The 1978-nt window shown below is 59.8% G+C and carries 3 protein-coding genes; 1 reads left to right on the top strand and 2 read right to left on the bottom strand.

Annotation, left to right across the window (positions count from 1 at the left end):
* On the bottom strand, positions 1 to 505 hold a 505-nt coding region (locus DBR24_RS14595; protein WP_128615116.1), incomplete at its 3' end, for a phosphoadenylyl-sulfate reductase.
* 163 nt (positions 506 to 668) lie between these two features.
* Between DBR24_RS14595 and thrH the strand changes: the two genes are divergently transcribed.
* Positions 669 to 1286: a bifunctional phosphoserine phosphatase/homoserine phosphotransferase ThrH gene (gene thrH / locus DBR24_RS14590; RefSeq protein WP_123463671.1), complete on the top strand. Its 618-nt coding sequence runs from the start codon at positions 669 to 671 to the stop codon at positions 1284 to 1286.
* 87 nt (positions 1287 to 1373) lie between these two features.
* On the opposite strand, the gene DBR24_RS14585 is transcribed toward thrH, so the two are convergent.
* The coding region (locus DBR24_RS14585) for an anthranilate synthase component I family protein (RefSeq protein ID WP_146189049.1) at positions 1374 to 1978 on the bottom strand (605 nt) is incomplete at its 5' end.

Genomic DNA, 1978 nt, shown 5'->3' with positions numbered 1-1978 from the left:
TGTACAGGGTGCGTTCTGGCGTAGAGAACGCGGTGTCGATTTCCAGCACCGCCACGGCGCTGCGGGTGCCCGGGCTCTGGTCGCGGCGCTGGCCGGTGGCCCAGGCTTTGACGCCGGACAATTTACGGCGCAGCGGCTCGATCTTGCGAATGCCGCAGCATTCGCCATGGCCGTCCTTGTAGAAACTGAACAGGCCTTTTTCCTTCACGAACGGTTCCAGTTTCGTGTAGTCCGGCGACACCAGTTCGATGTCGATCTTGTAGTGCTCGCGCACCTGATCAATGAACCGGTAGGTTTCCGGGTGCAGGCGGCCGGTGTCGAGACTGAACACCTTGACGTTCTTGTTGAGCTTCCAGGCCATGTCCACCAGCACCACATCCTCGGCGCCGCTGAAAGATATCCACAGCTCGTCGCCGAACTCGGCAAACGCGAGTTTCAAGATGTCCTGCGCGGATTTGTTGGCATAGGTCGTGGCGAGTTCCACGACGTCGAACGTTGGGCTCATCAGGGCGGCTTCCTACAGGTCGGTGGCGCTGGGCGCTCTATATGGCGGCGATGTTAACAAAAAGCGGCGGGGTACGGGGTGGTCGCTGCGTTGCGCCGTGGCGGGGGAGTCGCTAGAGTTCGGGCTCGCTCGATTCAATAATCAATACAAACGGGAGTGTCTTGTGGAAATTGCTTGCCTGGATCTTGAAGGGGTACTGGTACCGGAAATCTGGATCGCCTTTGCCGAAAAAACCGGAATCGACTCCCTCAAGGCCACCACCCGGGACATTCCCGATTACGACGTGCTGATGAAACAGCGTCTGCGCATCCTCGACGAGCACGGTCTGAAGCTTTCGGATATTCAGGAAGTGATTGCCACGCTCAAGCCGCTGGACGGCGCGGTGGAGTTCGTCGACTGGCTGCGCGAGCGCTTTCAGGTGGTGATTCTCTCGGACACCTTCTACGAATTCTCCCAGCCGCTGATGCGACAACTGGGCTTCCCGACCTTGCTTTGCCATCGTCTGATCACTGACGACAGCGGGCGGGTGACCAGCTATCAACTGCGTCAGAAAGATCCCAAGCGTCAGTCGGTGCTGTCGTTCAAGAGCCTGTACTACCGGGTGATTGCGGCGGGGGATTCGTATAACGACACGAGCATGCTGGGTGAGGCGGACGCCGGGATTCTGTTCCACGCGCCGGACAACGTGATCCGGGAGTTCCCGCAGTTCCCGGCGGTGCATACGTTTGCCGAGTTGAAGCAGGAATTCCTCAAAGCTTCTAACCGAGAGTTGAGTTTGTAGTCGTCTGAAAAGACGCCATCGCGAGCAGGCTCACTCCTACAAGGGAACGCATTCCAAATGCAGGAGTGAGCCTGCTCGCGATTGCTTTTAGAGGTTTTGCAGGGTTTCCAGGAGGATCTTCACTTTGGTTATCGACTCCTGATACTCCGCCTGCCAGTCCGAATCAGCCACGATCCCGCCGCCGCCCCAGCAACATATCTGCCCATCCTTGACCAGCAGACTGCGAATGGCGATGGAGCTGTCCATCTCGCCACGCACGTCCAGATACAACAGCGACCCGCAATACAATCCACGCCGTGTCGGTTCCAGTTCGTCGATGATCTGCATTGCACGAATCTTTGGTGCGCCGGTGATCGAGCCGCCGGGAAAGCTGCCGGCGATCAGGTCCAGAGCGTCGCGATCCTGCGCCAGTTCACCGGTCACGCTGCTGACCAGGTGATGCACGTTGGGATAGCTTTCCAGGCTGAACAGCTCCGGCACCCGCACCGAGCCGATGCGGCAGGTGCGGCCGAGGTCGTTGCGCAGCAGGTCGACGATCATCAGGTTCTCGGCGCGATCCTTGGGGCTGGCCAGCAGTGCGGCGGCATTGGCCGCGTCTTCGGCGGGCGTCAGACCACGGGGGCGGGTGCCTTTGATCGGGCGGGTTTCGACCTGGCGCTGGCTGACTTTGACGAAACGCTCCGGCGACAGGC

The sequence above is a fragment of the Pseudomonas sp. HMWF006 genome, from assembly GCF_003061205.1.
Taxonomy (GTDB): domain Bacteria; phylum Pseudomonadota; class Gammaproteobacteria; order Pseudomonadales; family Pseudomonadaceae; genus Aquipseudomonas; species Aquipseudomonas monsensis.
This window is presented reverse-complemented; position numbering and strand designations above follow the sequence as displayed.